The 22,672-nt window shown below is 69.3% G+C and carries 24 protein-coding genes; 13 read left to right on the top strand and 11 right to left on the bottom strand.

Annotation, left to right across the window (positions count from 1 at the left end):
• Positions 1–3: 3 nt before the first annotated feature.
• From RKE40_RS13740 to RKE40_RS13730, 3 genes are read left to right on the top strand one after another with little or no spacing between them, the layout of a single operon-like run.
• Entirely contained in the window at positions 4–933 is a 930-nt protein-coding gene (locus RKE40_RS13740; RefSeq protein ID WP_316018799.1) for a nucleoside hydrolase, read from the top strand.
• A 12-nt stretch (positions 934–945) separates the two neighbouring features.
• A complete protein-coding gene (locus RKE40_RS13735; RefSeq protein ID WP_316018798.1) occupies positions 946–1,467 on the top strand; it encodes a hypothetical protein in 522 nt (173 codons plus the stop codon).
• A 5-nt stretch (positions 1,468–1,472) separates the two neighbouring features.
• A complete protein-coding gene (locus RKE40_RS13730) occupies positions 1,473–2,327 on the top strand; it encodes a GNAT family N-acetyltransferase (RefSeq protein ID WP_316018797.1) in 855 nt (284 codons plus the stop codon).
• On the opposite strand, the gene RKE40_RS13725 is transcribed toward RKE40_RS13730, so the two are convergent.
• Entirely contained in the window at positions 2,308–3,219 is a 912-nt protein-coding gene (locus RKE40_RS13725; protein WP_316018796.1) for a nickel/cobalt efflux transporter, read from the bottom strand. The two genes, RKE40_RS13730 and RKE40_RS13725, sit on opposite strands and share 20 nt — an antisense overlap.
• Before the next feature lie 249 nt (positions 3,220–3,468).
• Between RKE40_RS13725 and RKE40_RS13720 the strand changes: the two genes are divergently transcribed.
• From RKE40_RS13720 to RKE40_RS13710, 3 genes are all read left to right on the top strand, one after another.
• Positions 3,469–3,759, top strand: a complete 291-nt coding sequence (locus RKE40_RS13720; RefSeq protein ID WP_316018795.1) for a metal-sensing transcriptional repressor — start codon at positions 3,469–3,471, stop codon at positions 3,757–3,759.
• Positions 3,760–3,862: 103 nt separating this feature from the next.
• Positions 3,863–4,627, top strand: coding sequence for an SDR family NAD(P)-dependent oxidoreductase (locus RKE40_RS13715; protein ID WP_316018794.1), 765 nt, complete (start codon positions 3,863–3,865; stop codon positions 4,625–4,627).
• 90 nt (positions 4,628–4,717) lie between these two features.
• Positions 4,718–6,013: an alpha/beta hydrolase gene (locus RKE40_RS13710; protein WP_316018793.1), complete on the top strand. Its 1,296-nt coding sequence runs from the start codon at positions 4,718–4,720 to the stop codon at positions 6,011–6,013.
• Positions 6,014–6,195: 182 nt separating this feature from the next.
• Here the strand turns inward: RKE40_RS13710 and RKE40_RS13705 are convergent, their stop codons facing one another.
• The 7 genes from RKE40_RS13705 to RKE40_RS13675 all read right to left on the bottom strand — a co-directional run bounded on the left by RKE40_RS13705 (position 6,196) and on the right by RKE40_RS13675 (position 12,219).
• A complete protein-coding gene (locus RKE40_RS13705; RefSeq protein ID WP_316018792.1) occupies positions 6,196–7,062 on the bottom strand; it encodes an energy transducer TonB in 867 nt (288 codons plus the stop codon).
• Positions 7,059–7,502 carry a TonB system transport protein ExbD gene (exbD, locus tag RKE40_RS13700; protein WP_316018791.1) on the bottom strand — a complete coding sequence of 148 codons (444 nt, stop codon included), beginning with the start codon at positions 7,500–7,502 and terminating at the stop codon, positions 7,059–7,061. Before exbD ends, RKE40_RS13705 begins: the two co-directional genes overlap by 4 nt.
• Positions 7,503–7,508: 6 nt before the next feature.
• Complete coding sequence (exbB, locus tag RKE40_RS13695) at positions 7,509–8,573, bottom strand: tonB-system energizer ExbB (RefSeq protein ID WP_449248918.1); 1,065 nt, start codon at positions 8,571–8,573, stop codon at positions 7,509–7,511.
• A gap of 390 nt (positions 8,574–8,963) precedes the next feature.
• Positions 8,964–9,443, bottom strand: coding sequence for a copper chaperone PCu(A)C (locus RKE40_RS13690; RefSeq protein ID WP_316018790.1), 480 nt, complete (start codon positions 9,441–9,443; stop codon positions 8,964–8,966).
• A gap of 41 nt (positions 9,444–9,484) precedes the next feature.
• Entirely contained in the window at positions 9,485–11,080 is a 1,596-nt protein-coding gene (locus RKE40_RS13685) for a copper resistance CopC/CopD family protein (RefSeq protein WP_316018789.1), read from the bottom strand.
• Positions 11,081–11,124: 44 nt separating this feature from the next.
• On the bottom strand, positions 11,125–11,646 hold the full coding sequence (locus RKE40_RS13680) for a YcnI family copper-binding membrane protein (protein WP_316018788.1): 522 nt from the start codon (positions 11,644–11,646) through the stop codon (positions 11,125–11,127).
• Between the two features lie 219 nt (positions 11,647–11,865).
• Positions 11,866–12,219 carry a hypothetical protein gene (locus RKE40_RS13675; protein ID WP_316018787.1) on the bottom strand — a complete coding sequence of 118 codons (354 nt, stop codon included), beginning with the start codon at positions 12,217–12,219 and terminating at the stop codon, positions 11,866–11,868.
• A gap of 299 nt (positions 12,220–12,518) precedes the next feature.
• Here RKE40_RS13675 and RKE40_RS13670 point away from each other — a divergent pair, with 299 nt between their 5' ends.
• The 5 genes from RKE40_RS13670 (at position 12,519) to RKE40_RS13650 (ending at position 18,097) form a co-directional block, all read left to right on the top strand.
• Complete coding sequence (locus tag RKE40_RS13670; RefSeq protein ID WP_316018786.1) at positions 12,519–12,833, top strand: NIPSNAP family protein; 315 nt, start codon at positions 12,519–12,521, stop codon at positions 12,831–12,833.
• On the top strand, positions 12,775–14,703 hold the full coding sequence (locus RKE40_RS13665) for a TRAP transporter large permease (RefSeq protein ID WP_390893363.1): 1,929 nt from the start codon (positions 12,775–12,777) through the stop codon (positions 14,701–14,703). Before RKE40_RS13670 ends, RKE40_RS13665 begins: the two co-directional genes overlap by 59 nt.
• Positions 14,700–15,689, top strand: a complete 990-nt coding sequence (locus RKE40_RS13660; RefSeq protein ID WP_390893366.1) for a TRAP transporter substrate-binding protein — start codon at positions 14,700–14,702, stop codon at positions 15,687–15,689. The genes RKE40_RS13665 and RKE40_RS13660 overlap by 4 nt, the downstream gene beginning before the upstream one ends.
• A gap of 166 nt (positions 15,690–15,855) precedes the next feature.
• Positions 15,856–17,787 carry a mechanosensitive ion channel family protein gene (locus RKE40_RS13655; RefSeq protein ID WP_316018783.1) on the top strand — a complete coding sequence of 644 codons (1,932 nt, stop codon included), beginning with the start codon at positions 15,856–15,858 and terminating at the stop codon, positions 17,785–17,787.
• Positions 17,788–17,869: 82 nt separating this feature from the next.
• On the top strand, positions 17,870–18,097 hold the full coding sequence (locus RKE40_RS13650; RefSeq protein WP_316018782.1) for a cysteine rich repeat-containing protein: 228 nt from the start codon (positions 17,870–17,872) through the stop codon (positions 18,095–18,097).
• Between the two features lie 36 nt (positions 18,098–18,133).
• Here RKE40_RS13650 and RKE40_RS13645 read toward each other — a convergent pair whose 3' ends face one another.
• On the bottom strand, positions 18,134–19,462 hold the full coding sequence (locus tag RKE40_RS13645; RefSeq protein WP_316018781.1) for an ATP-binding protein: 1,329 nt from the start codon (positions 19,460–19,462) through the stop codon (positions 18,134–18,136).
• Positions 19,459–20,121 (bottom strand): response regulator, encoded by a 663-nt coding sequence (locus tag RKE40_RS13640; protein WP_316018780.1) that lies wholly within the window; start codon positions 20,119–20,121, stop codon positions 19,459–19,461. The genes RKE40_RS13645 and RKE40_RS13640 overlap by 4 nt, the downstream gene beginning before the upstream one ends.
• A gap of 161 nt (positions 20,122–20,282) precedes the next feature.
• On the opposite strand from RKE40_RS13640, the gene RKE40_RS13635 reads away from it, so the two are divergent.
• Both RKE40_RS13635 and RKE40_RS13630 read left to right on the top strand, forming a co-directional pair.
• Positions 20,283–20,918: a DsbA family protein gene (locus RKE40_RS13635; RefSeq protein ID WP_316018779.1), complete on the top strand. Its 636-nt coding sequence runs from the start codon at positions 20,283–20,285 to the stop codon at positions 20,916–20,918.
• 53 nt (positions 20,919–20,971) lie between these two features.
• Positions 20,972–21,634, top strand: a complete 663-nt coding sequence (locus RKE40_RS13630) for a L,D-transpeptidase (RefSeq protein ID WP_316018778.1) — start codon at positions 20,972–20,974, stop codon at positions 21,632–21,634.
• A 115-nt stretch (positions 21,635–21,749) separates the two neighbouring features.
• Here the strand turns inward: RKE40_RS13630 and purU are convergent, their stop codons facing one another.
• The gene (gene purU / locus RKE40_RS13625; protein WP_316018777.1) at positions 21,750–22,610 is read right to left on the bottom strand and encodes a formyltetrahydrofolate deformylase; all 861 of its coding nucleotides are present in this window, start codon (positions 22,608–22,610) and stop codon (positions 21,750–21,752) included.
• Positions 22,611–22,672 lie beyond the last annotated feature (62 nt).

The following is a 22,672-nucleotide window of genomic DNA, read 5'->3' as shown; positions in this document are numbered from 1 at the left end:
ACCATGCGCGAAACTATCATCATCGACACTGATCCCGGCCAGGACGACGCGGTCGCGCTGCTGCTCGCCTTCGCCAGCGCCGCCGAGCTCGATCTCAGGGCGATCACCACCGTCGCCGGCAATGTCCCGGTGGCGCAGACCACCGCCAATGCACTGCGCATCCGCGAGCTTGCCGGGCGAGAGGACGTGCCCGTCCATCGCGGCGCGGACGTCCCGCTGGTCTTCCCGCTGTCGACGGCGGAATTCGTCTGCGGACCGGACGGGCTCGCCGGCGCCGATCTGCCGCCGCCGCGCGGCGAGGCTGCGCCCGGTCACGCGGTCGACGCGCTGATCGCCATCCTGCGGGCGGCGCCCGATGACGGCGTCACACTCTGCCCGCTCGGGCCGCTGACCAATCTCGCGCTCGCCTTCCGGCTGGCTCCGGATGTGCTGCCGAAAGTGAAGCGCATCGTCTTGATGGGCGGGGCGCTGGCGCTCGGCAACGTCACCCCGGCGGCCGAGTTCAACATCCATGTCGACCCGCATGCGGCCGCGATCGTCTTCGGCTGCGGTCGGCCGATCGTGATGATGGGCCTCGGCGTCACCCTGCAGGCGATCGCAGCGCACGAACAGGTCGCGCGCCTGCTCGATCACGGCAATGCGGCCGGCCGCACCGTTCACGGCATGCTGACCCGGCCTCGCCCGGGTGGGCTCGGCACGGTCGGCCACCCCATGCACGACCCCTGCGTCATCGCCTTTCTGCTCTGGCCCGAGCTGTTCTCCGGCCGCGACTGCCATGTCGAGGTCGAGACCGCCGACGGCCCCTTGCGCGGGCGCACCACCATCGACTGGAACGGCCGCCTGAAGCGCGAGCCCAACGCCCATGTCGTCGCGACTGTCCAGGCCGAGGCGCTGTTCGAGCGGATGTTCGCCCGCCTCGCGACCCTGCCCTGACCGGAGAAGATCATGTCCCATTTCGTCGAGGAGCTGCAGCAGGAGGCTGCCCAGGCAGTCGCCTCCATGCAGAAGGCCGCCCTCGCGGCGCGCCACATCCACGCCCGTGCCGAATTGATGAGGCACATGCTGACGACGGCCCGCAAGGTCGCCGCCAAGCCGAAGGCCGAGGCTGTCGAAACCGTCGTGCGCGAATGGATGGACGCCTGGAATCTCGGTCGCGCGGAATGGCCCCATATCGCCCGCGAGATGGAGGCCTTCACCGAAGCCTTCCACGACTATGCCAATGATCCGAGCGACGCCCACGATACCGCGCTACGCCAGAGCTGCGAGGCGCTCGACGCCGCTCTCGCGCGCGAAGGCACTTCGATCAGCGACCAGATGGCCTTCCGCTCGCAATGTGCCCATCGCTGGTGGGAGCTGGTCGTGCCGGTTCCGGCCGATCTGCCCGGCGCCAAGCCGCGGCCCTCGGTTCCGCCATTGACGGAAGGCGCGCCGTTCTGGGCGGCCGGCTGCGCCGATTTCTGCCGGTGAGCGCCTTGCCGAACACCGTGGGCGCGGCCCATCTGCGCGCACTGACGCCGGATGATCTCGACGCCTGCCATAGCCTGTCGCGACAGGTCGGCTGGGCGCATCGGCGCGAGGACTGGGCGCTGGTGCTCGGCCTCGGCCAGGGGCTCGCCGCCATCGCCGCGGGCGAGGTGGTCGGCACTGCGATGTGGTGGACGTTCGGCTCCGGCCACGCCTCGCTCGGCAGCATCATCGTCGCGCCCGAGCGCCAGGGCGCCGGCCTCGGCAAGCTGCTGATGCAGGGGCTGCTCGATGCCACCGGAGGCCGTTCGCGCGGCCTGATCGCGACCGAGCAGGGCCGGCTGCTCTATGCGAAATACGGCTTCGAGCCGGTCGGAACGGTGCTGCAGCACCAGGGGCCGGCGCCCGCTGTCGGGGTTCCGCCCCTGGGTCCGGGCGAGACACTGCGCCTTGCGACCGAGGCCGACCTTCCCGTTTTGGCCGCGCTCGACGAAGCCGCGACCGGTCTCCCGCGTGCTCCGGTTCTCTCAGCCCTGCTCGGTCGCGGCGAAGCGTACCTCCTGGAACGCGACGGCGTCGCCGCGGGCTTCTCGGTCCTGCGCCGTCACGGGCTCGGCTGGCTGATCGGCCCCGTCGCTGCCGTCGACGATCGAGCCGCGCGCTGCCTGATCGCTCATGGCCTGGCGGCCCGGCCGGGCGAGTTCATCCGCGTCGACGTGCCTGCGCCGACGGGCCTCGGTAGCTGGCTGACGGAGCTGGGCCTGCCGGAGGCCGATACCGGCCTGGCGATGCGGTGCGGCGAGCGGCCGGCGCCTCCCGGCCCGGCCAGGCTCTTCGCGCTGGTCAACCAGGCGCTGGGCTGACCAGCAGGACGGCAGCGACCGGCGCCTTCGTCTGCAGGCCGCTCCAGCCGTGATAGACGGTGTACAAGCCGACGAGCACGATCAGCAGGCCCGAGACATAGGGCGCCCGTGCCGCGATGGTCGACAGCCAGCTCGACCGTTTCTCGACCGCCCGCAGGCTGAGCGAGGCGGCGACACCGACCGAGACCAGCGTCAGCGCGAGGCCGATCGAGAAGCACAGCACCAGCACGGCGCCGAGCGTGATCTCGCGCAGCTGCATGCAGATCAGCAGCACGGTGATCGCAGCCGGGCAGGGGATCAGGCCGCCGGTCAGTCCGAACAGTGCAATCTGCCAGTTCGTCACGGGCCGGCCGGCGAAACGCTGCCGGATGTCCTCGGCATGGGCGCGCTGATGGGCGTCCATCGGCTCGTCGTCTCGGCGATGGGTCTGGTCATGGGGATGAGAGTGGCCGTTTCCACGAGACTGCCCATGAGAATGCCCGTGGGAATGTCCGTGCGAATGATGATGACCATGTGTGCGGCCATGAGAGGCCGTGCGTAGCGCGGCTTGCTCCGACCAGGTCCGCCAGATCATCCAGAGCGCGATCGCGATGATGATCAGGCCGGAGGCGAGTTGGAACCAGGGCTCCGTCGCCTCCGCGTCCAGGTCGCGCGCGAGGTAGAGGCCGGTCAGGGCCACCGCCCAGACCACCAGCGTATGCGAGAGCGTCGCGGCGAGGCCGAGCAGGACGGCCTGCAGCACGGAGCCACGGACGGCGACGATAAAGGCCGCCATCATGGTCTTCGAATGGCCGGGTTCGAGCCCGTGTAGCGCGCCGAGCAGGATCGCGCTCGGAATGAACAGCCAGGCATGGCCCGCACCCTGTGCGAGCAGCTCGGTAAAACCAGGCACGAAATGGCCCCGGATTGGGGGCGGGGCGCGCGCTGCCGTGCCGTCCGGCTCTGCCGGCGCTGGTCGGGGGCGCCCGTCTCGTCCTCGCCCGCCCGATCTTCGGGGATGCGCCCGGTCTCGCGCCGGCGCCTGCCCGATCGGGCCGCTACTCCTGCCCGGTTCGACGCAGTCGGCTGGCGACCATGCGCGCGATCGACATGCACGAGCAACGTGGACGGTCTATAACCTCCCGGGGAGGATAGGAGCAAGATGCAGGACGACGTTCACGCCCGGATCCATCATCACAGGCATCCGGAGGTCATCACCAGGCTGAAGCGGGCGGAGGGACATCTGCGTTCGACCATCGAGATGGTCGTCAATGTTCGCTCCTGCCTCGACATCGCGCAGCAATTGCAGGCGGTCGAGGGCGCGATCGCAAATGCCCGCAAGATCTTGATCCAGGAGCATATCGACCACTGTCTGGAGGAGGCTGCCGGCCACATCCCGGACGGTTCGCGCCAACTCCTCGCCGAGTTCAAGGCGATGACCAAGTTCCTTTGAACCGGTCCCAGCGAATGGCCGGGTTGCCCGCATGGCGGTGGCGATCCTGCGCCCGCTCGCGCATGATCGCGATTGAAACGATTTAATCCAAAACGGAGGAATTATGCTTGACGATCTGAAGGGCATGCGCGCCCTGATCACCGGCTCCAGCACCGGCATCGGCGCGGCCGTCGCAAAGGCCTATGCGGCCCATGGCATGCGCGTCATCGTGCACTACAAGTCGAGCGAGGCGGAGGCCAATGCGGTCGTCGCCGAGATTCGCGCGGCGGGCGGCGAGGCCCACGCGCTCAAGGCTGACGTCTCCGACAGCGCCGCGACCGAGGATCTGGTCGGCAAGGCGGCCGAAAAGCTCGGCGGTCTCGACGTCCTCGTCAACAATGCCGGCGCGCTGGTCAAGCGCACCCCGATCGGCGAAGTCGACGATGCCTTCTTCGACAGCGTCGTCGACCTCAATGTCCGCTCGGTCGTGATGGCGTCGAAGGCTGCGCTGCCGCATCTCAAGCAGTCCGGCCATTCCAGCGTCATCAATCTGAGCTCGGTCGCGGCGCGCAATGGCGGCGGCCCGGGCTCCTCGCTTTATGCCAGCTCGAAGGCCTTCGTGCTCAACCTGACCCGCGGCATGGCCAAGGAGTTCCTGCCCTTCGGAATCCGCGTCAACGCGGTCTCGCCGGGCGTGATCATGACGCCGTTCCATGAGCGCTATTCGACGCCCGCGCAGATCGAGGCGATGCGCCAGACCATTCCGATGGGGCGCGTCGGCACGCCGCAGGAGAATGTCGGGACGTTCCTGTTCTTCGCCAGCCCGTCGATGAGCGGCTACATCACCGGCCAGACCCTTGAGGTCAATGGCGGCCAGTTCATGGTGTAGCCGGCAAGGCGTCGACGAGGAGCTTGACGCGCCCGTCGACGCCGACAATGGTCGGGCCGTTGGGGTGGTTCGGGGTGGCCGGTGACAGTGTTGAGCAGCAATCCGGCCGCGATCCGGCATCGACGTCCTGCCGCGCCGGCGGCGCTCCTGCTGGCCGGCCTGCTCGCCGGCTGCGCCGGCGACGTCAAGGGCGTGCTCGGGCCCGTCGAAGCGACGGTGCCGGGTGCCAGCAAGGTCACGATGCTGGTCGCGACGACGCGGGCGCCCGATGCCGATGAGGGCGTCCTGTTCTCGGGCGAGCGCGGCAAGAGCGCCTTCGCCGAGATTACCGTTTCGCTGCCGCCGGACGGCAAGCGCGCCGTCGGCGAGGTGCAGTGGCCGCAACGGCTGCCCGGCAACCCGGCGACCGACTTCGTCACACTGAAGGTCGACAAGCTCGACCGGACCGCCGCGCTCGCGCGCCTGCATACGGCGGCGTCGAAGGTGCCGAAGCGCCGCGTCATGGTCTTCATCCACGGTTTCAACAACCGTTTCGAGGATGCGGTCTATCGCTTCGCCCAGATCGTCCATGATTCCGGCGCAGAGGTCGTGCCGGTGTTGTTCACCTGGCCCTCGCGCGGTTCGATCTTCGCCTATGGCTATGATCGCGAGAGCACCAACTACTCCCGCCACGCCCTCGAGAACCTGCTGCAGGCGCTCGCCCGCGACCCGGCGGTCGGCGAGGTCTCGATCCTCGCCCACTCCATGGGCAATTGGGTCACGCTCGAGGCGCTGACGCTGATGGCGATCCGCAATCGCGGCATTCCCGCGAAGATCGCCAACGTCATGCTGGCGTCGCCCGACGTCGACGTCGACGTCTTCCGGACCCAGGTCAAGGAGATGGAAGGGCGCCGCCCGAAGTTCACCCTGTTCGTCTCGCAGGACGACCGGGCGCTTGCCGTCTCCCGCCGCGTCTGGGGCTCGACCGCCCGCCTCGGCGCGATCGACCCGGACGTCGAGCCCTATAAGAGCGAGATGGAGGCGGACAAGATCACCGTCCTCAATCTCACCAAGCTGAAGAGCGGCGACAGCCTCAACCACGGCAAGTTCGCCGAGAGCCCCGAGGTGGTGAAGCTGATCGGCACGCGCCTGGTCTCCGGCCAGCCGATCACCGATTCGCGCGTCGGCATCGGCGACCGGCTGATCCAGGCGACCGGAACGGCCGCCGCGGCGGTCGGCACTGCGGCGGGCCTCGTCGTCTCGGCGCCGATCGCCGTCATCGACCCGCATACGCGCAATAATTTCGGCGACAAGGTCGAGGAACTCGGACGCAACATTCAGGATGCGGGCGAGACGGCCGGGCACGCCGTGACCTCGCCATTGGAGCGCGTCAGCCAGCCCAGATAGGGGCCGGGCTCCGCCGGGGGAAGGGCCCGACGCCGGCTCCGACGATGGCTGGACAAAGTGAAAGCCGCTTCTCGGCCATCAGAGTCACGCGATGAAAGAGGGGAGCGCCAAGCCGGTGCTTTTGCCGCACGGCATGGCGATCCTCTGGTCGCGGCGATGCCTAGCCGCCGGCCCCCGCATCATCAGCGGTTGAAGCGCACCGGTACCGACAGCGAGATCGTGCCGCCACCGCCGACGCCGGCCGGGGGCGCCGGGACCGGGCTGGCGCGCCGGATCATCGCGGCGGCCTCCTCGTCGAGCGCCGCATTGCCCGACGAGCCGACGACGCGCGAGGACAAGACGCGCCCGCCCCGGTCGATCGAAAAGGCGACCTGGACAGTTCCGGGATTGGCGCCGCCGGGGAAGCGCTTGTAGCGGTTGAGATGGGCGATCAGCATGCCGCGCCAGGAGGCGTTCGAGACCGATGGCTGCGACGCCGTGCCCTGCGCCGCGGCGGAGGGAGCAGAGGCCCGCGGGGTCGAGGCCTCCGGGGCGGCCGCCTCGCGCGCCTTGGGGTGATCGGGCTCGACCGGCCGGCGCACCACCTTGGGCTTCGGCTTCTCCTTCTTCTCGACGACCTTCTTCGGCGGCGGCTTCTTCTCCGGCGGTTTCAGATCGGGCGGCGGCGGCAGCAGCACGGCATCGAGTTGCGGGATCGAGGGCAGGTCCGGCAGCTTGATCTCGGGCTGCTCGACGGGAGTCGGCTCGGGCTCCGGTTCGGGCTCGGGCGGCGGCGGCTCCGGCGGGGTCTCCTTGACCGGCTCCGGCGGCTGCTCCTGCTCGACCCTTTCGGGTGCGACAGGAAGCTCCTCCTGCGGCGCCTCGGGCGCGACGGAGACGGCAGCGAGCTCGATCATGATCGCGGGCTCGGGGGCGCCGGCTGCGGCTTCGGTCGGACGCCAGTTGAGGGCGACCCAGGCCATGCCGCCATGAACAGAGGCGACGGCCAGTGCCGCCGTCGCCCAGCGCAGGGCGGCGAGGCTGCGCCTTTGGGGTGCGATCGCGATCACGGCTTGGCGGCTCCCGCCTGGCCGGTATCCTCGAGCCCGACCAGCGCGATCTTGAGATAGCCGGCCTGGCGCAGGCTGTTCATCACTTCCATCAGCTCGCGATAGGCGACCGCGCCGTCGGCGCGCAGGAAGACCCGCTGCTCGCGATCACTGCCGGTCTGGCGGTCGAGCGTCGCCTGCAATTGCTCGCGTGCCACGGTGTCGTTGCCCAGCGCCAGCGAAAGGTCTTGCTTGACGGTCAGGAAGATCGGCTTGTCGGGGCGGGGCTGCGGCTGCGCGTTCGAGACCGGCAGGTCGACCGCGACATCGACCGTCGAGAGCGGCGCCGCCACCATGAAGATGATCAGCAGCACCAGGATCACGTCGATGAACGGCGTGACGTTGATCTCGCTGACCTCGCCGAGATCGCCGTCCTGAGGCTCCTTGAGCGAAACCGCCATCGCCGCTTACTCCACCCGGGCGCGCGGCATCGCCGCGGCCTGTGCCGGAACCGCATGCAGCCCGGCGCGCGTCTGCAGGGCGACGGCGCGGCGCGTCCGCTCGAGATCGCGCGAGAGATGGCGCAGCACTTCGCCGGAAGCGTCGGAGAGCGTCGCCCGATAGCCGGCGATCGAGCGCGAGAAGACGTTGTAGATGATCACCGCCGGGATCGCCGCGACGAGGCCGATCGCGGTCGCCAGCAGCGCCTCGGCGATGCCGGGGGCTACGACGGCGAGATTGGTGGTCTTCGCCTGGCTGATGCCGATGAACGAGTTCATGATGCCCCAGACCGTGCCGAACAGGCCGACGAAGGGCGCCGTCGAGCCGATCGTCGCCAGCAGGCCGGTGCCGCGCGCCATGCTGCGCCCGGCCCGGGCCTCGATCCGCGACAGCGAGATGGCGACGCGTTCCTTGACGCCGTCCTCGCCGAGATCGGTGGAGCGCTCGCGCTCGCTCTGCGCGGCGGCGACCAGGAATGCCACCGGACCTTGCGCCTGGCCCTTGCGGCCGGCGATGGCCTGAGCCGCTTCGTCGAGGCTCGCAGCCTGCTCCAGCCGCCGCGTCGCGCGCTGGGCGCGGGCCTTGGCGGCGGCGAGTTCAACGGCCTTGGCGAGCCAGATCGTCCAGGTCACCAGCGAGGCGAAGGCGAGGCCGACCATCACCGCCTTCACGACGATGTCGGCGGCCATGAACATGCCCCAGGGGGAAAGGTCATGCGGCAGGGTCGCCTGCACGACCGGCGGCGGAGCGGGAACCGCGGGCGTCGAAAGCGGCGTCATCGCGGAAGGGGTGGACGGGCCGCCGATCGTGCCATGGGGCACCGACTGAGGTGTTTCCGCCACCGGCGCGCCGTGTACTGACGGCGCTGGTTGAATTGGCGCCTCGCTGGGCTGGGCCGGCGCAGCTTGGGAGGGAGCGGTCTGAGCGGGCGTTGCCTGGGGTTGAACGGTCTGCGCGATGCCGGTCGAGCGCGCCCCCGGGAGGGCAACGAGGCTCATAGCGAGCAGGACAAGGCCGATCAAACGCCGCATCGAATTGGTTCCGTAGCCTGGGCCGCGCACCTCTTGGCGGGAGCGCTGGATGAACGACGGTTGCGCGAGCGCCTTGCCGTCTTGCGGCCGCGGGGGCGTGCATCCGGGCAGAATGCTGCCGGCGCGACCGTAGGGAGCAGTTAGCCCAAGCGAGATAAGTTAGCAAATACAATAGTTTACATGTGTTCTAAAGTAATGCGTGCGCACGTTGTCTTTGGAGGCGTTCGCGTAATTGGGGCGTTGCGCCCAAGCATCTGCGGATTCTGGCTTCGAGGCGCCGGGAAGATCTCCGGGCACCAGCGCATGATTCCAGCTCGGCGCGAAGAGCCGCCGGGCGACATCGTGTCCGCCCGACGGCTCCGATGCTCTCGCTCTGCCGAGCCGGTGCGGTCAGTGCTTGTGGCCCGCTGCCGGGGTGCGGGCGCCGACCGACTGGACCGAGAACTCGACCGCGACCGGTCCGGCCTTCTCGAAGTTGAGCGTCGCCTTGATGCTCTCGCCTTCCTTGAGCTGGCGCTTCAGATCCATCAGCATCAGATGGTAGCTGCCGGGCTTGAGCTCGGTCTTCTCGCCCGGCTTGATCTCCAGCCCCTCGGGCAGGCCGCGCATCGTCATGACGCCTTCCTTCATCGCCATCTCATGGATCTCGACCTTGCCGGAAACCTCGCTGGTGCCGCCGAGCAGGCGGTCCGGGGTGCTGCCGGAGTTGGTCACTGCGAGATAACCGCCGGCGATCTTGGCGCCCGCCGGCGTCGCCCGCGTCCAGGGCTGCTCGAGCTTGAGCGGCCCGGCGGTGTAGTCATTGGCGAGCGCCGAAAAGCCCGCGAACGAGAAGGCCAGGGCGGCGGACATGCGAATGAGTGCGTTCATCTTGAGGCTCCTTCGGCCAGGTTGGGTAGGTTGAACGGGAATCAAGGCTTGATCTCGATGGTGTCGCTCAGGCGGATCATCTCGAAATCCGACACCAGGATTTCGAGCTCGACGCTCCAGCGCCCGGCTACGGGCACGGTCAGCCCGTCCACCAGCCAGCTGCCATCGGGCTGGCGGGCTGCCGGCCGCTCGACCGCCTCGATCCCGGCGGTGCGATTGGCGAAGGAAAGGCGCACCTCCTTGGCAGCGAGCGGGCCGAAATTGCCGTCGAGCAGCGCGATCGAGACGCTGGCAGGGCCGGCCCGCCCCGGCGTGACGCTGATCTCGGCCATCGCCTTTTCGCTGTGGATATGGACCGAGGCCGGCGCTGCGGCGGCAAGTGCGACCACCAATGTCCGGGGAGGTGGCGTGAAGCGCCAGAGCGCGGCGGTGCCGAGGATCGCCAGCACCACCGCGATCTCGACGCCGATCACGCGCCGCAGCCGGAGCTTCGCCGGTTCGACGCTCCGGCTCGCCGGCGCAGTCAGCCGGTAGCGGTTGAAGGCCGCGAGCCCGAGCAGGGCGGCGACCAGCGCGAGCTTGACGGTGAGGACGAGGCCATAGGCGCTGGTCAGCAGCGCGCCGGGCGTCTCGACCTGGACGATGGCGAGGGCGACGCCGCTCGCCAGCAAGGCGATCAGGAAAAGCGGGACACGGCGCGAGAACCGCTTCAGCGCCGCGGCGCCGTTGGCCTCGCGCATCGCCAATGCGAGCGGCAGCAGGGCTCCGGCCCAGGCCGTCATGCTGATCCCGTGCAGGAAGACGGCGGGACGCATCAGCCATTGCGGCGACGCGGCACTGGCATGACCGCTCGCCGCCAGCGCCAGGCCGGTGCCGAGCAGGGCGGCGAATGCGAGCGCGCGTCCGGCGCCGCCAGCCAGTGACAGCGAGATGAGCCCAGCCAGCAGGGCCGCGGTCGCGATCGCGGCGGTGCGGCCAAAGCTGCTGCCGATCGCGGCCCGCCAGATCTCGGGACGCAGCGCATCGGAAGCCGGGGCCGCCAGCGCGTCGAGCCCCTGTGCGGCCAATGCGAACGGCACGACGACGAGGCCGAGCACCAGCATCATGCGCAGCGGCTTGCGGCTGCTCGCTGGCAAGGGCCCAACCCAGGCCGGGAAGGCGACGCCGCCAATGCCGAGGACGAGGCCGAGGTAAAGTCCGACGCGCCCCAGCCAGAGCGCCAGGGTGACCGGCAGGTCCCGCTGCGCGCTTGCCTCAGGCGGCCTCGCGCCCGGTGCCCCGACGGAAAACACCACCGAGCCCCCGATCGGGTGCCCGTCCTCGGAGACGACGCGCCAGCTCAGGACATGGCTGCCCTGCGCCAGCTCGGTCGGCGCTTCGATCGTCAGCGTCCGGTCCCGGAGCGTGAAGCGTTCGAGCGTCGTGGTCGCACCGTCCGGGCTGATCAGGCGCAGCACCAGTGGCGAGACCGGCTCGCTGAAGCTCAGTGTGAACTGCTCCGGTGCGCGCGCCATCACGGCGCCGTCCGCCGGCATCGCCGTGACCAGTGCGGCATGGGCGAGCGCGGGCCCGGGCCGCAGCGTCGCCGCGGCGCAGGCGCAGAGCAGAACGAGAAGAAGGATGAGACGCCGGATCATGGCCTGGAACGGGCGGCCGGGCATGAGGCCCGGCCGCCTTCGCTTCACTTTTTCGGGACGAGCTTGAGGCCGGGAGCGGGGAACTTGTAGTCGTCCGCGCTCTTGCCCTCGGCCGGGATCTCGATCCAGCGTTCGACGCTGCCGCCCTCGCATTCCTGGACGACCGGCACGTGCAGCGTCGTCTCCGGTTTGAGGTCGGCGGTGAGATAGCCGCGCAGCACGAACTCGTCGTAATGCTCGTCGAGCAGCTTGCCGCCGCTCCAGACCACCTCGGTGACGCCCTCGGCGGTCGGCGTGCCGTAATAATCGTAGGTCTTGCCGTATTTGCCTTTCACCGTGTCCAGCGCCCAGCCGGCCTTGGGCATCGGTTTGACCGCGATCATGCCTTCCGGCACGCGGACGCGGACCTTGATCGTCGGAGCGCCCTTGCAGCCATGGGGCACGCGCAGCACCGCCTTGTAGGTCGAACCGATGGCTGCCTGCTGGGTCTCCAGCGTGACATGGGCGAGGGCAGGGGAGGCGGCAAGGGCGGCGAGCGCTGCCGCGAGGAATGCGGATTTCGACATGGTCTGAAGCCTTTGACTTCCTTGGCCGCGAGGGCCCAGAGGGGGCATGGTGGCCCTGAAGATGAGCCTGCGCGCGGACCGGTCACGTTGAGCGGGAGCAACGAAGGCGCTGATTGCGAAGAGGATCGCCCTTGCACGCCACGCGGTCGCCGGCCTTGCGAAAGCGGGGCGGCTTGGCGTGGAAGGGCGTGGAGCTGCCGGCGCGTCTGCGCGGGCGGCTCAGATGGCGGCGGGTGGTGCGCGCGGATTGGCCGGCGAGCGCCCGGCGGCAAAGCCATGCGGCAGGTCGCGCCTGAGCTGGAAGGCGATCAGGTCGACTGGGCGATGGACGACCGGGCTGAAGCCGGCGGTCGTGGCTGGCGCGCCGGAGCCGGAGAGGAAGCAGCCGAGCATGCAGCAGCTCGGCATCTCATGGGCCGCGGCGCCGTCATCGCCGGGCGGCATCTCGCCGGGCGCGCAGAGCGTCATCCCCAGCGAGCGGTCGAGGCTCATGCCCGCGGCGTGCGCCCCGGAGGCGAGGCCGCCGAACACCGCCTGCAGCACGAGCAGATAGGCGGTGGCGATCGCGGCCAACCGGCTCCATCCTGCTTTGCGGCGCACTGCGGACAAGATCTGCTCTCCTGCTCCTTCGATAGCATGGCGGCGCGGCGCGTCAATTTCGCTGCGACGGGCGCGTTGCCGCAGGGCGCTGCCGGACCCTCCGGGGAAATTCCTCCCAAGATGACGGCTCTTTAAGGTGGCTGTTTCTATTGACCGGCCCGGACCCCGCCGCGATTGTCCGCGCCGGCCTTCGGCTCGGCGGTTGCCTGCCCGGTCCGGGCATTCGAAAAGTTGCGGCGCCGTCCCGCTGCGGCCCAGGAACAGGTTGGATCATGATCCTCGACGAGCGCACCTATGCCATCAAGCCGGCCCATGTCCGCGACTATCTCGACCTCTATGTGAAGGAGGGGATGGCGCTACAGATCTCGCATCTCGGACAGCTGATCGGCTGGTTCACCACCGATAGCGGCGTCGTCAACGAGGTCGTCCACATGTGGCGCTTCGAGGACGCCGGCGACCGCGAGCGCCGGCGCGCGGCGATGGAGGCCGATCCGCGCTGGCAGGAGTTCCGTGCCAAGGCCGCGCCCTATGTGCTGGAGATGCGCAGCCGCATCCTGCGGCCGACAGATTTTTCGCCGCTGCGCTGACGCTGTGAGCCTCGCCGCAGCCCGAACACCTGATCCGCCTGTGCTCCGCCGACCGGGCGAGCGCGGGCTCGCCTGTGTCTCGGCTGTGCTGGGATGGCTGGGCGCTGCCGTGCTCGGCCTGCTCTTCGCCATCGTGATGCTGGCCGTCCTGCGCCGCTATCTCTTCGGCGCCGGGCTGATCTGGTCGGACGAGCTGGCGATCTGGCTCAATGTCGCGCTGGTCGCGCTCGGCATGCCACTGGCGGCGACCAGCGCCCTGTCGATGCGGCTCGACGTGCTGGTCCGGCTGCTGCCGGGAGGCGGGCAGCGTCTGGCGGCGATCCTTGCCGATGCGATCGCCGTCCATGGTGCGCTCGTGATCGCCATTGGCGGCGCCGGCGTCGCCGCGCTGGTCGGCGGCACCTCGACCGTGCTCGGCCTGCCCGAGAGCCTGCGCTTCGCCGCATTCGCGACCGGCGGAGGGCTGACGGTGCTGCTCCTGCTCTGGCGCGCCGCGCTCGACCGCTCGGTGGCCGCGGCCCTGGCTTCGCTGCTTCTCGGCCTCGGCCTCTACCTCGCCGCGCAGAGCACGACGGGCCTGTCACTGACGACGCCGAGCCTGGTTGCGGCGCTTGCGGCCGGGATCGGCCTGCTGATTGGTGCGCCGCTGCCCTTCGCGCTGCTCGCCGGGGTCTCGCTGTCCGGCCCGTTCGGCGGCATGCTGCCCGAGCCGGCGATCGTCCAGAACACCGTCTCCGGCGTCTCGAAGTTCCTGCTGCTGGCGATCCCCTTCTTCCTGCTCGCCGGCGAGCTCCTCACTGCCGGGGGCCTCGCCGAGCGGCTGGTGCGCTTCGCCGCATCGCTCGTCGGCCATTGGCGCGCCGGTCTGGCACAGACGGCGCTGGTCGCCAGCACGCTGTTTTCCGGCGCGTCCGGCTCCTCGGTGGCGAATGCCGCCTTCGGCGCCAAGGTGATGGCGCCGGCCTTGGTGGCGCGCGGCTATCCGCCGGCCAATGCGGCGGCGATCGTCGCCGGCGTCTCGATGCTCGACAACATCATCCCGCCCTCGATCGCCTTCCTGATCCTGGCGGCGGCGACCAATCTTTCGGTCGGCTCGCTCTTGGTCGGCGGCTTCGTCGCCGGGGCGGTGCTGGTGCCGGCGCTGGCGATCGGCATCCATCTCAGCATCCGCGGCGTGGTCGATACCGCACCGAAGGCGAGCGCGGGCGAGCGGGCGAAGAGCTTCGTCGGGGCGCTGCCCGCGATCGGGCTCGGCGTCGTCGTCGTGGTCGGCATCCGCTTCGGCGTGGTCACGGTGACGGAGGCCTCGGCTCTGGCCGTCGCCTATGCGCTCGTCGTCTGCCTTGCTTTGCGCAGCCTCGATTTCGCCGGCGTCGGCCGGGCCTTGCGCAGCTCGGCCGGCGAAGCGGCGGCGGTCGGCCTGCTGATCGGGGCCTCGGCCCCCTTCGCCTTCCTGCTCGCGGTCGACCGGGTTTCCGAGCACATGGCTGCTCTCGTCACCGCATTCGGCGGCGGGCCCTATGCGGTGATGCTGCTGGCCAACCTCGTCCTGCTCGTCGCCGGGCTCTTCCTCGACATCGGTGCCGCGATCCTGCTGCTCGCGCCGTTGATGCTGCCCGTGGCGATCGCTGCCGGCCTCGATCCGATCCAGTTCGGCGTTATCCTCGTCGTCAACCTGATGATCCACGGGCTGACGCCGCCGCTCGGCATCCTCGTCTATGTCGTCAGCGGCATCACTCGCGTGCCGGCAGCGGCGGTGTTCAGGGCGGTGCTGCCGTTGCTCGCCAGCCTGCTTGCGGCGCTCGCCGTCCTCTGCCTCGGCGCTGCCGCCTGGCCTTCGCTTCCGCCTTCGATCAAGGAGCTGTTCTGATGTCCTTCACCCGCCGCCGGATCGCCGCCGGGCTCGTCGCAGCGCCCGTCATCCTCTCAGCCCGCGCAGGCCTCGCCGCCGGCAGGCCGGTCACGGTCGCCTCGCTGCTGGGCGACGACAAGCCGGAGACCAAGATCTGGCGCAGGATCGCCGAGATCCTTGCAAAGACCGCGCCGGGCCGCTTCGACCTGCGCATCGTCGCCAATGCCGCGCTCGGCGGCGAGAAGGAGGTCGCCGAAGGCATCAAGCTCGGCTCGGTCCAGGCCTCGCTTTCGACCATCTCGGCGCTGTCGGGCTGGGTGCCGGACGGCCAGATCCTCGATCTGCCCTTCCTGTTTCGTGATCGCGGGCACCTGAAGCGGGTGCTCGCCGGCCCGCTCGGCAGCGAGCTCAAGGGGAAGTACGAGGCGCAGGGCTTCGTCGTCCTCGGCTTCATCAACTATGGCGCCCGCCATCTCCTCGCCAAGGAGCCGATCACCACCCCGGCCGGCATCAAGGGCAAGCGCATCCGGGTGATCCAGAGCCCGCTGCACACCGAACTCTGGTCGGGCTTCGGCGCTTTCCCGACCCCGATTCCGATCCCGGAGACCTACAACGCTCTGAAGAGCGGCGTCGTCGACGCGATGGACCTGACCAAATCGGCCTATGTCGGCTTCAAGCTGCACGAGGTCGTGCCCTGGCTGATCGAGACCGGCCATATCTGGGCGACGGGCGTCGTCTACGTTTCCGCGCCCTTCTGGAAGTCGCTCTCGGCCGAGGACAAGGCGGCGCTGGCGGCTGCGGCAGCGGAAGGCGCGGCCTATTTCGACGAGCTCATCGTCGCCGACGAGGAGGCTTCGATGGCCAAGGCGAAGGCCGAGGGCGGCAAGGTCGCCCAGCCGGAGGACCGGGCCGGCTGGGAGGCCGGTGCCCGCAAGGTCTGGACCTCGTTCGCGCCCAAGCTCGGTGGCATCGAGAAGATCGAGGCGATCGCCGGCAGCGCCTGAGGGCTGCGCCGTGTGTCGGCGACGACGGAACCGGCCGCGACAATCTGGATCGCGGCCGCGTCTTCGATTATCCCATGACGTTGGGGTGGTAGCGCATCGGCCCTCCCGCTGATTTCGCCGAAGCAGCAGCAAGCTGCGTGGATGCGCGAAAAATGGGGAGCGCCGCATGCAAAGCGGCCCGTCAGTTCCGGCTGCACCGCCGGTGCCGGCCTCGGCGATGGCCTCGCCGCTGGACGGCGTGACGCTGCTGCTCAAGCGCATCGAGGCGGAGGCCCTGGCCGCGCTCGACGCAGCGCCGCTGCTTCCGGACGCGCTCTGGCGCATCATGCCGGGCACGCCCTCCGCCTGGGTGATCCTGGCCCAGGGACTGCTCGTCGCCGGCGCGGTGCTCGCCGTCTACCTGCTGACCGGGCACCTGCTCCGGCATCGACGCCAGCGCGCCGGCGCCGCCCGCTCGGCCTTCGCCGGGATCACGCGGGTGACCGGGCTCGATGCGCTCGTGGTGCTCGCCGCGACTGTGACCGGCAGGTTTCTTCTGGTTCGCGTCCTTGGCATCGAACCCGGCACGAGCACCTTCCCGAGCGATCTGACCACCGGGCTGATCCGCTGGCTGCTGCTGCTGACGCTCCTGTACATCCTGTTCCAGCCGACGATGCGGCGCCTGCGCCTGGTCGCGGTCGACGATCACGGCGCGCGCAAGGCCGTCTGGCAGTTCGGCATCATCTTCGCCGTCGGCCATCTGCACAACGCGCTGCTCGGCGCCGCGCAGCGCATGGGGCTGCCGCTGCCCTCGCTGCGGCTGATCTCCTGGATCGTGGCGCTCTGCATGGCGCTGGCGGCCCTGCGATTGCTGCGAAATCTCGGCCGGCACGGTCTGCCCATGCTGACGCGCCTGCTCGCCTCCGGCATGGTCCTCTTGCTGTTCAGCTTCTGGATCTGGGGCTGGATGGAGCTCGACTTCGACCTGTACCGCGGTGCGGTCGGCATGATCGTGATCCTGCTGCTGGCAGTCGCGCTCGATCGGGCGCTGGCGGTCAGCATCCGCGATTCCCGCAAGCCCGAGATCATGCGCCGCTTCTTCGTCGTCCGGGTCGTCGTCGATGCGCTGGCGGCGGCGCTGCTGGTCCGCATCGTCATCCAGTTCTGGTGGCGGGACGTGTTCGGCGGCTTCACGCCGGAGGCCTGGCTCAGCTTCACGCACCGCCTGACCTTCGCCTCCTTCATCCTCGTTCTCGCCGTCACCTTGTCGGCCGTGATCCATGTCTGGACGGAGGCGAAGCTGACGCCGGGCGAGGCCGGGCCCGGCTCTGATCCGAGCGATGACCGGATGGCGCGGCTCACCACCGTGCTGCCGATCCTGCGCTTCGTCGCGATCGGGGTGATCGGAGTGGTGTTCCTGCTGGTCGCGCTCTCGACCCTGGGCATCGACACCACGCCCTTGCTCGCCGGCGCCAGCATCGTCGGCCTCGCGATCAGCTTCGGCTCGCAGACGCTGGTCAAGGACATCGTCTCCGGCGTGTTCTACATGCTCGACGACGTCTTCAGGCTGGGGGAGACCATCGAGGCCGCCGGCCGCTGCGGCCGGCTCGAGCAGATCAACCTGCGCAGCGTCCGCCTGCGCGACCAGTCGGGCCGCGTCCACACCATCCCGCTCGGCGAACTCGGCACTGTCACCAACCATAGCCGCCGGCTGGTGCATGTGACGGTCGAAGTGCCCTTCGCGACATTGCCCGGACAGGCGGGGATGACCCGTTTCAGGCGCAATGCGGTCGCCGCGCTGCGCAGCGAGCCGACGATCCATGCCGCGATCGTCGGCGACATCGCGGTCATTCGGGTCGACCCGCAGGACGATACCGGCGGCAGCATAGGCTTCGGCTTCGACATGGTGGCGCCGGCGATCGAGCGCGTGCCGCCGCTGGTGCGGCATCTGATCGAGGAGGTCGCCGAGGAGTCGCGGATGACCGGCAGTCCGGGGCCTGCCTCGGTCTCGGTCGCCGAGCTGCCGGTCGCACCGCCCGCCGACATGCCGGCGGCGGCCCCGGATGCCGCCACCGTTGCCGTGCCCTTGACTGCAAAACCCTCCGCGGCGGCGCCCTGACCATGGCATCGGCCGTGATGTTCCGACCACTCTGCCCGCCCGGACCGCCCGGGCCGGATGCTCACGGTGAAAGGACGATCCGATGAACAGGTCTCTTCTCGTCGCCTGCGCCATTCTGCTGCTCGGTGCTCCGGGCGCGCTCGCCCAGGGAGAACCCACCGCGCAGGAGCGCGCGGCCTGCCGCTCGGATGCGATGAAGTTCTGTGCTTCTTTCGTCGGCAAGCCCCCGCAGATGAACGCCTGCCTGCGCGACAACAAGGCGAAGCTCTCGGATGGCTGTCGCAAGGTGGTCGAAGCCCGCGGCGGTTGAGCGGACGCCGCTTCTGAAGGCTGAGATCGCGATGGCTCAGGGGCCGATTTCGATCTCGGCTCGCAGGCCCGAGCGATCCGCCCGATTGCTCAGCCGCAGCGAGGCGCCCAGGCGCCTGGCGGCGGCATCGGCGATGGCGAGGCCGAGCCCGGTGCCGATCGCGCTCTTGTGCCGGCCGCGGAAGAAGCGCTGCGTGACGAGCGCCATCTCGTCCTCGGGAATCCCCGGTCCCTCGTCCTCGATGGCGATGCCGTGACCGCTCGCGGTTGCTCGCCAGACGATCCTGCCGCCGGCCGGCGAATGCTGGACCGCGTTCTCGTGCAGATTCCGCAGCGCCAGGGTCAGGAGTTCGCGGCTGGCCTGGATCGTCACGCTTCGGAGGGCAGGATCGAACGAGATTGAGACCTGCTGAGCGGCGCCGGGCGCGCTGTCGGCAATCTCGTCGAAGAGCGCGACCGCCTGCAGGGCTTCCCGGGCCGGGGCCGGACCGTTCGCATCGAGTTTCGCCAGCGCCAGCAATTGCCGAACCAGTCTCGTCGTCCGGTCGACCGACAGCACGATCCGCTGCAGCGCTCCCTGCCGCACCGCCGGATCCTCGGTCGCCATCGCGATCTGAGCCTGCGTCTTCAGTCCCGCCAGCGGTGTGCGCAGCTCATGCGCGGCGAAGGCGGTGACCTCGCGCTCGTGCCGGCGCGCCGTCTCGACCTTGGCGAAGAGCCCGTTCAGGGCCTGGGCCAGCGGCTTCACCTCGGCGGGCGCATGGGCGGCGTCGACCGGACTCATATCGTCGGCATCGCGGGTGCCGACGTCATGCGCCATCGCCCGTAGCGGGCGCAGCCCCCGGCCGAGGCTGATCCAGATCAGCAGGCCGAGCAGCGGCGCGATCAGCAGGGCGGGAGCGAGCAGCCCCTTGATCAGTTCGGAGACGAGACGATCGCGCAGGCCGAGCCTGTCGCCGACCATGATGTGGATCCCGGCCGCCTCGTTGGCGACGGTGTAGACGCGCCAGGGCTCGCCATCGACGATGCGGTCGGAGAAGCCCGAGGGAACCTCCGTCAGGCGGCCATGCGGCGTGCCGCTCGAGCGCGCCATCAGGCGGCCGTCGAAGGACCAGATCTGGCAGGAGAGCTGGCGCTCATAGCCCAGGGCTTCGGCTTGCGGGCCGGGCAGGGCGGCCATGGCGACCGTCATATTGGCGCTTCCGACCAGCGAGTTCACCATCCGCGCCGCTTCCTGCAGGCGCGTGTCGAGGACATGCTCGAGCTCGCGATGCGTGTTCGAATAGATCCAGGCCACGGCCGAGAGCCAGATCACGCCGGTCGCCGTCAGCAGGATCGCAAAGAGCCGTCCGCGCAGCGAGTTCATGAGGTGGCCCTGATCCGGTAGCCGAGGCCGCGCACCGTCTCGATTGTGTCACGCCCGATCTTGGCGCGCAGATGGTGGATGTGGACCTCCACCGCATTGCTCTCGATCTCTTCCTGCCAGCCATAGAGTCGGTCCTCGATCTCCGGTTTCGAGAGCACGATGCCAGGACGTTCCATGAGGGCCGAGAGCACCGCGAACTCGCGGCGCGAGAGGCTGAGCGGTGCCCCGTTCAGCGTCGCGGAGAGGCTGGCAGGGTCGAGCACGACGCCGCAGGCGGTCAGGCAGGGCGCCGCCCGGCCATTGCCGCGCCGGGCGATCGCCCGGACGCGCGCGCTCAGCTCGTCGAGGTCGAAGGGCTTGCCGAGATAATCGTCGGCGCCGCTGTCGAGGCCGCGGACGCGGTCGGGTGTGTCGTCCATCGCGGTCAGCAGCAGGATCGGGGTCCGGTCGCCGCGCCGGCGCATCTCGCCGAGCACGTCCAACCCCGAGCCGTCCGGCAGCATCAGGTCGAGCACCATGGCGTCGAAGGTCGAGGTCGCGAGCGCGGCGCGGGCATCGGCGCAGGTCTCCACCCGGTCGACGGTCATTCCGGCAAGGCCGAGGCCGACCGCGAGGCCGTCGGCGAGGATCGGGTCGTCCTCGACCACGAGAATGCGCATGCGCTCGCTCCTTCGCCCGCGACCAGACAGCCCAGCCTTAAGGCTGGCTTAAGCTGGAGCTTCGACAGGGCGGCTTCAACCTATCGAAAGGTCGCCAATGTCTGGCCGGCATCTTGCCGCCGGACGCCGGGCCCGACCATCTCGTCCTGCTGGAGTTGCCGATGAACCGCCGCACTGCTCTCGCCCGACTGGCCGTCTCCGGTCTCGCCATGACCAGCGTCCCGATGCTGCTGGGAGCCTCTTCGGCCTGGGCGGTGGAGACCGGCGCCGATGCGGTGCTCAACGATCCCGAAGCGCCCAATGGCGGCAATTTGAAGGGCGACGTCACCATCGCCGCCTTCCTCGATTACAACTGCCCCTACTGCAAGAAGACGGCTCCCGATCTCGCCCGCATCGTCAAGACCGACGGCAGGATCAGGCTGGTCTACAAGGACTGGCCGATCCTCGGCGACGCCTCGGTCTACGGCGCCCAGCTTGCGCTCGGTGCGCATTACCAGGGCAAGTACGAGACCGTGCACCATGCGCTGATGGCGCTGCCGAGCATGCGAATTCCCAAGGACAAGATCCTTGGCGCGATCCAGGCGGCCGGCGTCGACATGACCAGGCTCCAGGCCGATCTCAAGGCGAAGTCGGACGCGATCACCGCGCTGCTCCGGCGTCATCTCGCCCAGGCCGACGCCATCGGCCTCGAAGGCACGCCGGCCTATCTCATCGGCCCGTTCCGGACCTCGACGCTGGACTATGACGGCTTCAAGCAGGCCGTAGCCGATGCCCGTGCCCGGCAGGCCAAGAAATAGTCGCGCCCCGGCCGCTCACCCCGATTTCCTACGTCCTTAGCCGAAAGCCTCGCATGATCCGCGCCCTCCTGTCGGCGAAGCGCCTCGCCGTCATCGCCCTTGCCCTGTCGGCGGCCGCCTGCACCACGGTGCGGCCGCTGCCGTCACAGGTCGCCGCCGCGCCCGCCATCGACCCGCTGGTGGCGCAACGCTACAGCGCGGTCGAGACCGAGAAGTTCAATATCCCGGCCGTCAATCTGGAGGACCTGCAGCCGCAATATGTCCGCCAGCTTGTCGACTACCGGACCAAGCACGAGCCCGGCACGCTGATCGTCGATCCGAAGAACCGCTTCCTCTATCTGGTGCAGGAGGGCGGCAAGGCGCTGCGCTATGGCGTCGGCGTTGGCAAGGCCGGGCTCGAATTCAGCGGCACGGCCGTGGTCGAGCGCAAGGCGCAATGGCCGCGCTGGACGCCGACGCGGGACATGATCCGGCGCGAGCCGCAGCGCTACGCCAAATGGGCGGGCGGCATGGCCGGCGGCGAGAACAACCCGCTCGGAGCCCGCGCGCTCTATCTGTTCAAGAACGGCCAGGACACGCTCTACCGCATCCACGGCACCAACGAGCCCGAGACGATCGGCGAAGCCGTGTCGTCCGGCTGCATCCGGATGATGAATCAGGACGTGATCGACCTCTACAACCGCATACCCAGCGGTTCGAAGGTGGTCGTACTGTAGGGCCACGATCCCAGGCGCTATCCTCGACGCGCCGGAACAACGCCTGACAAAAGGGAGCAGCCCTCGGTCTGCTCCCTTTGCCTTGTGCCTTGCGGCGTCCGTCGAGGCTTGGGCGTCAGTCCCGGAAGACCACGGTCTTGCTGCCATTGCCGAGGACGCGCCCGTCGAGATGCCAGGCGACGGCGCGGGCGAGGACGCGCCGCTCGATGTCGCGGCCCTTGCGGACCAGATCCTCGGGTGTGTCGTGATGGCTGATGCGCTCGATGTCCTGCTCGATGATCGGCCCCTCGTCGAGATCGGCCGTCACGTAATGAGCGGTGGCGCCGATCAGCTTCACCCCGCGCGAATGCGCCTGGTGATAGGGCTTGGCGCCCTTGAAGCCGGGCAGGAAGGAGTGGTGGATGTTGATGCAGCGTCCCGCGAGCTTGCCGGCGAGATCGTCCGACAGCACCTGCATGTAGCGGGCGAGGATGACGAGGTCGGCGCGTGCTTCCTGCACCAGCGCCCAGATCTGCGCCTCCTGCTGCGGCTTGGTGTCCTTGCTGATCGGCAGATGGTGGAAGGGGATGCCTTCGAAATCGAGGTGCTGGTAGATCTCGCGCGGATAGTTCGAGACGATGCCGGCGATCTCCATGTCGAGCTCGCCGGTGCGCCAGCGATAGAGCAGGTCGGCCAGGCAATGGTCGAATTTCGAGACCAGCAGCAGCACGCGCTGGCGCTCGCGACGCGGCCTTGCATGCCAGCTCATCGCATGGCGCTCGGCGATCGCGCCGAAGCCCTCGCGGAACTGCGCGAGCGAACCGCCTTCCGGGAAATTGAAGACGACACGCATGAAGAAGTCGCCGGTCTCGACATCGTCGAACTGGTTGGCCTCCTGGATGTTGCCGCCGCATTCGAAGAGATGGCGCGACACGGCGGCGACGATGCCCGGGCGGTTAGGGCATGAGAGGGTCAGCAGGTACTGTTCGGTCGGCATGAAAGGGGCTCTCGAGGTCGACGCCCCCCCGGATGTCGAGGGGCGGCTGCCGCAGCGCCGGC

This window comes from Allobosea rubneri (assembly GCF_032464875.1).
GTDB lineage: Bacteria > Pseudomonadota > Alphaproteobacteria > Rhizobiales > Beijerinckiaceae > Allobosea > Allobosea rubneri.
The sequence above is the reverse complement of the archived record's forward strand: the minus strand, read 5'-3'. Positions and strand labels throughout refer to the sequence as shown.

Bases quoted from the DNA above. Each gene is read 5' to 3' on its own strand.
- RKE40_RS13740 (WP_316018799.1), top strand. From the start codon at position 4: ATGCGCGAAACTATCATCATCGACACTGATCCCGGCCAGGACGACGCG.
- RKE40_RS13735 (WP_316018798.1), top strand. From the start codon at position 946: ATGTCCCATTTCGTCGAGGAGCTGCAGCAGGAGGCTGCCCAGGCAGTC.
- RKE40_RS13720 (WP_316018795.1), top strand. From the start codon at position 3,469: ATGCAGGACGACGTTCACGCCCGGATCCATCATCACAGGCATCCGGAG.
- RKE40_RS13715 (WP_316018794.1), top strand. From the start codon at position 3,863: ATGCTTGACGATCTGAAGGGCATGCGCGCCCTGATCACCGGCTCCAGC.
- exbD (WP_316018791.1), bottom strand. From the start codon at position 7,502: ATGGCGGTTTCGCTCAAGGAGCCTCAGGACGGCGATCTCGGCGAGGTC.
- exbB (WP_449248918.1), bottom strand. From the start codon at position 8,573: ATGCGGCGTTTGATCGGCCTTGTCCTGCTCGCTATGAGCCTCGTTGCC.
- RKE40_RS13690 (WP_316018790.1), bottom strand. From the start codon at position 9,443: ATGAACGCACTCATTCGCATGTCCGCCGCCCTGGCCTTCTCGTTCGCG.
- RKE40_RS13685 (WP_316018789.1), bottom strand. From the start codon at position 11,080: ATGATCCGGCGTCTCATCCTTCTTCTCGTTCTGCTCTGCGCCTGCGCC.
- RKE40_RS13680 (WP_316018788.1), bottom strand. From the start codon at position 11,646: ATGTCGAAATCCGCATTCCTCGCGGCAGCGCTCGCCGCCCTTGCCGCC.
- RKE40_RS13670 (WP_316018786.1), top strand. From the start codon at position 12,519: ATGATCCTCGACGAGCGCACCTATGCCATCAAGCCGGCCCATGTCCGC.
- RKE40_RS13665 (WP_390893363.1), top strand. From the start codon at position 12,775: ATGTGCTGGAGATGCGCAGCCGCATCCTGCGGCCGACAGATTTTTCGC.
- RKE40_RS13655 (WP_316018783.1), top strand. From the start codon at position 15,856: ATGCAAAGCGGCCCGTCAGTTCCGGCTGCACCGCCGGTGCCGGCCTCG.
- RKE40_RS13650 (WP_316018782.1), top strand. From the start codon at position 17,870: ATGAACAGGTCTCTTCTCGTCGCCTGCGCCATTCTGCTGCTCGGTGCT.
- RKE40_RS13645 (WP_316018781.1), bottom strand. From the start codon at position 19,462: ATGAACTCGCTGCGCGGACGGCTCTTTGCGATCCTGCTGACGGCGACC.
- RKE40_RS13640 (WP_316018780.1), bottom strand. From the start codon at position 20,121: ATGCGCATTCTCGTGGTCGAGGACGACCCGATCCTCGCCGACGGCCTC.
- RKE40_RS13635 (WP_316018779.1), top strand. From the start codon at position 20,283: ATGAACCGCCGCACTGCTCTCGCCCGACTGGCCGTCTCCGGTCTCGCC.
- RKE40_RS13630 (WP_316018778.1), top strand. From the start codon at position 20,972: ATGATCCGCGCCCTCCTGTCGGCGAAGCGCCTCGCCGTCATCGCCCTT.
- purU (WP_316018777.1), bottom strand. From the start codon at position 22,610: ATGCCGACCGAACAGTACCTGCTGACCCTCTCATGCCCTAACCGCCCG.